Here is a 4,767-nt window from a genome sequence, read left to right on the forward strand (position 1 = left end):
CCAGTTGGTGATTTTGAACTTTTGCTTTGCCACGGAACGGTCTGCGTTGTCGGGAAGATGCGTGATCTGATCCTTCAACTTAGCAAAAGTTCGATTTATTCAACAAAGCCCTTGTGACCTTGTTCAGCAAGCTGGCGGGCAATGACCACACCTGAAAAACCAGCGCCGACGATGAGAATATTGTTACGCTTCATAATGTATCTCCAGTTGTATTAGCCAAGAATCGAGCGGCGAACTTTATAATAATATTTGGTGAGCTTATTTCTTCTTGGCGAACCGACAGGAGCATATTTGTTAACATATGGCATTAAAGCTCTTTTAATCTTTGTCTGCAGTAACACGGTTTGCTGCAGTTCAGTATGTTGGTTAGGTACTACCGTGGCCACAGGTAACTGGCGATAGTAGATTTCTTTTTCCCATGGCGTATTTAAAACATTCTCAAGAAAATCATCATAGAAATCGACTTTCTCAGTATTCCATGGTTTGTTTTCACCCGCATAGTGAATCATTTTTGGATTTCTTCTGGCTTGTAAAAAGCGCATATAGGTTGAAAACTTAAGATTCGGGAAGAAATCATCGGTATTACCATTACCATGGTACACGTTCCATTCTAATGGTAAGAATTTGACTCGGCCAAAGAAGACTTTGTTCATGATATCCTGATCTAAGAACCAATACTTTTTGGCTTTCAATGCTGACATCAATTGAGCAAAGGTATTCTCTGTAACCATTTGTTCGACATTAAAAACAATAATTCCGGCCTGAAAATATTCGTCAGGATTAGTCATTCCTAATGTCTTTTTCAGGTATTGCTCTGCAGGCATAATGCCATCATCTGATTCTGACATGGTACCAAACTTCACAAACCCTTCCATGACGATGTCTTTAACAGCGGCAACCAGGTTAGTGCCGATCTCGACATCCAGAAGTGTCGCCAAATCAGCCTTCACCACGGTGTCAGAATCGATAAACACAACTTTTTTATACTCGCGGAAAAGTTGCGGGATGAACAAGCGCGCATAGGTCGACGCACTAAAATGTGCACGGGTATGAACATCACTCATCTCAGTGAATGAATTCACATCAAAAAAGCGCAATGATATGTTGTTATGACCAGCAACTAGCTTGATAAGGCGTTGTTGATTTAAATTACTGACCTTATTTTCCAGAACAACGATATCATAGTTTCTGTTCGCATCAGAATGGCGAACAATTGAATTGATTAATGCCCCGCCACTTAATGCATAGTTATTATCAAAACTAATAACAACCGGTACGCTTTCGTCAAAAACGGGCTTTAATTTACCATTAAATGTTTCAGCAGTAACAAACGTGCGCTGTAGTTCTTTTATTTTTAGCTGTTTATCTTGTTGACATTTGATGATGTAGATATTGAATAAACGCTCAGCAATGTGTCCTATAACTCGTTTTTCTTGAGCGTTATAGTTATTCATCGAAATCCGATCTTCAAGATTAGACAAAATAGCAAAAAGCCATTCAGAATAATCAAGGAACATGTCTTTGCGCATAACAAACATGTTCGTATAATAACCATCAGTTGCATTATTGAATTGTTGAATCGCAGCTTTATATTGTGGATACAGCTCTTCAACGATATCCAGGGCAGACTGATAGTCTTTAATGTGTAAAAACTCACCTTTTGCATAATGATCAAGGTTATTCTTACTTCCTGCCGATGTTACCGACCATTTTTTGGGTAACAGCAGATCATATCCATCGACGCAGGTGCTTATGGATTCATCACTTAATCCAAACTGGCTTTCGTATTCGGCATTGATGAGCGGGTAGTTGACCACCCCCCAGTTATCCTCAGGATGATTTTGTTGTTCTGCAAAGTTCAAGTGTCTGCGGTAATGCATGAATCCCACATAGTCAGCCAGGGATTCATTCTTCCACACCCAGTAGTGGGCCGTCAGCTCACAATAGAAGGGGTTTTTAAAGGAAATGTTGTCTCCGCTATCATCCCCTTCACAGCCAATATCATTATAAGTATTAGCCTTCCCGACATGCAGTGGTTTAATAATAGAGGCATTTAGAAAAGCACTGGGTTTGTGGTGGCATGTATAAATTTTGATACTATTCATCTTATTACCAATTATTAAGCCATTGCTTGCTTGTAAAGTTCAATGATTCTCTCTGCTGAGCCAATTTCGCGGAGTTTATGGTTTTCGATCCAAACAACTCTGTCACAGATTTTTTCAACATCACTCATATTGTGGCTAACGAATAATATCGTTACACCCTTATTTTTGAAGTCTCGTATTGTTTGTATACATTTGGCCTGGAACGAAATGTCACCGACAGCAAGTACCTCATCGATAATAAGTATATCGGGTTCTACCTGGCTGATGACAGAGAATCCAAGCTTCGCAAGCATACCACTTGAGTACACGCGGATAGGTTCGTCAATGAAATCACCCAGCTCGGAGAACTCAATTATCCGATCCATCCGTTGCTGAACCTCTTTGCGGCGTAGCCCAAGCAGGGTCGCATTGAGATAAATATTTTCTCGCCCGGTTAATTCAGGGTGAAAACCGCCGCCTAGCTCAAGCATTGAGGCAACGCGCCCCTGGGTTGTAACAGTGCCTTTTGTTGGCTTAATGACGCCGGCCACCAGCCCGAGGGAGGTACTTTTCCCTGCCCCGTTACGACCAATCAGCGCTACGGCCTCGCCTTTACCCACGGTGAAGGTAATGTCTTCGATCGCAAGATATTTACGCCCTTTTAACAGCTGAAAAGCTCTTTTAGGGTGAAATACGAGATCCTTAATTCCTGAGCCAATATGGTGGTAAAGAGGATACTCTTTCGTAACGTGACTAAAGTTTATTACTGGTTCCATTACAAAATCTCTGCAAATCTATATTTTAATTTATTAAAAATACTCAGGCCCACAATTGTCAGGACTAAACCTGTAATGTAAAGGATTGAAATATATCCATAATTTAAGACGCCATCCATGAACAGCTGCCGCCAGCTGAGGATCATGCTTGCCAGAGGATTATAGGTAATAATCCAGCTAAATTTTTCAGGAATCATATCTGACGCATATAATATCGGCGTGCAATAAAACATGAGCATGATACCAAGGCTGACAAATCGCTCTAAATCCCTGAAGAACAGATTGAGCGTAGAAAATATGATTGAAATACCAAATGTAAAAATTACCTGACCAAGCGCAATAATTGGTACGCCCCAGAGCCATGAGAGCGATGGACGCATACCATACACGAACAGGAATGCAATAATCACAGGAATTGTACACAAGAAATGTACCCCTTCCATCATGACATTACTCAATGGAATAACTGAGCGCGGAAAAACTGTTTTTTTGATTATTTGTGCATTGGCTATAAACGAAAACAAGGAATTTGTCGCCGAGCTGGCAAACCACTGCCACGGAAATAAACCGGTAATCAAAAAAAGGGTATAATTCGGGATCTGCACTCGCATAACGAGTTTAAAAATGAAATAATATATCATTGCAAAAAGCAGTGGATTCGCAATTGACCATAAGTAACCAAATACGCTGCTTTTATAACGTACCTTTAAATCTTTGTTTGTTATAACAACAAGAAGATCAAACAAATACCCTATATTATACTTCATTTTTATACTCATAAATTATTCTACAAAAAATTCCGTACGTAATATGTATCAAACAGAATTATCGATAAATCTGCTGTGCTCGAGAGACGAACAGCTATTCCCATAAACAAAGACCAATTGTAACATTATTTTGCACAAGCAATATGTAAACAATCTTTCCTGCGCATTAGCACTCCGGAATCGGAGATGATCGCTAACCTCAGTCACCGCTGAATGAAAATGTGATTCTCGTGGAAGACACATAAACCATCCTTTAAGATTGTAAATAAAATGTTAAATCGAACAATGAGTTTATTCTAAAATTCAGACACGCTACCGCCATTGGCTATCGCAACCAAAATGCGGACTCCCCTCTCTAAAGTGTCTGTCTTACCCGGTCTTACCGTAACGAAGAGGATACGCTCGTCGTTAGCTCCACAAGCATTACCGGCGCAGCATTCATGAAGCCACAAACAGCCTAGTCAGCGTTCGGCAAAAAAGCTAAAAACAAACGGATATCTGTACTCAGCGCCCCTCTCCGGACTCACATCCATCGCTACACCGCAACAAATGCACCGCTACTCTCCTCAGTTTATGGCATCCTATCCATCAGGACTTTCTCATTTCACCCTTGAAACCAACAAAAAGCGTCACTCTCGGCAGTATGACTTCAACAGCCATGTAGCTGGGCGCTCCGCATCTCTACATAAGTCAGGCAGAGTATTAAGTTCGCGGGCAGGCAGCGGCAACACCACCAGGATAACGTCCTTCCTCACCCTCTCTTGCATAAAAGTGAATTTGACTTTTCTTCAAAAGTGGTCAAATCCGAGCGTCGTAGGGTACGTTTGTTGCACATTATCAATAATGCATCCGTAGGATGTGAATTACGCGCGCATTATAGCTCTGCTCTGGAAGAATAAAAATGAAAAAGCATGGCCAATCCATTCAGACAAAAAATACACAGTTACTGCACATTATTTGAACACTTCAGCGTACCCACTTAACAATATGATTATAAAAGAAAAAATAAATTTCATTACTATCATTACAAGGCTTTGTTGAATAAATCAGATTTCGGGTAAGTCTCCCCCGTAGCGGGTTGTGTTTTCAGGCAATACGCACGCTTTCAGGCATACCTGCTTTCGTCATTTTGTTCAGCGC

General features: G+C 40.8%; 4 protein-coding genes and 1 pseudogene. All 5 read right to left on the bottom strand.

From position 1 onward, the window contains the following. A partial coding sequence (locus AC6CWS_RS26275; protein WP_223602338.1) for a hypothetical protein occupies positions 1 to 78 on the bottom strand: 78 nt, incomplete at its 3' end. Between the two features lie 35 nt (positions 79 to 113). Further along, a pseudogene (locus tag AC6CWS_RS26280) lies at positions 114 to 194 on the bottom strand (UDP-galactopyranose mutase); the annotation flags it as partial. Between the two features lie 18 nt (positions 195 to 212). Beyond that, positions 213 to 2,105, bottom strand: a complete 1,893-nt coding sequence (locus AC6CWS_RS26285) for a DUF4422 domain-containing protein (RefSeq protein WP_136070819.1) — start codon at positions 2,103 to 2,105, stop codon at positions 213 to 215. Between the two features lie 14 nt (positions 2,106 to 2,119). Then, complete coding sequence (gene rfbB, locus AC6CWS_RS26290; protein ID WP_000433876.1) at positions 2,120 to 2,860, bottom strand: O-antigen export ABC transporter ATP-binding protein RfbB; 741 nt, start codon at positions 2,858 to 2,860, stop codon at positions 2,120 to 2,122. Continuing rightward, positions 2,860 to 3,627: an ABC transporter permease gene (locus AC6CWS_RS26295; RefSeq protein WP_136070818.1), complete on the bottom strand. Its 768-nt coding sequence runs from the start codon at positions 3,625 to 3,627 to the stop codon at positions 2,860 to 2,862. Before AC6CWS_RS26295 ends, rfbB begins: the two co-directional genes overlap by 1 nt. Positions 3,628 to 4,767 lie beyond the last annotated feature (1,140 nt).

This window comes from Klebsiella sp. M041 (genome assembly GCF_059759695.1).

Bases quoted from the DNA above. Each gene is read 5' to 3' on its own strand.
- AC6CWS_RS26295 (WP_136070818.1), bottom strand. From the start codon at position 3,627: ATGAAGTATAATATAGGGTATTTGTTTGATCTTCTTGTTGTTATAACA.
- AC6CWS_RS26285 (WP_136070819.1), bottom strand. From the start codon at position 2,105: ATGAATAGTATCAAAATTTATACATGCCACCACAAACCCAGTGCTTTT.
- rfbB (WP_000433876.1), bottom strand. From the start codon at position 2,860: ATGGAACCAGTAATAAACTTTAGTCACGTTACGAAAGAGTATCCTCTT.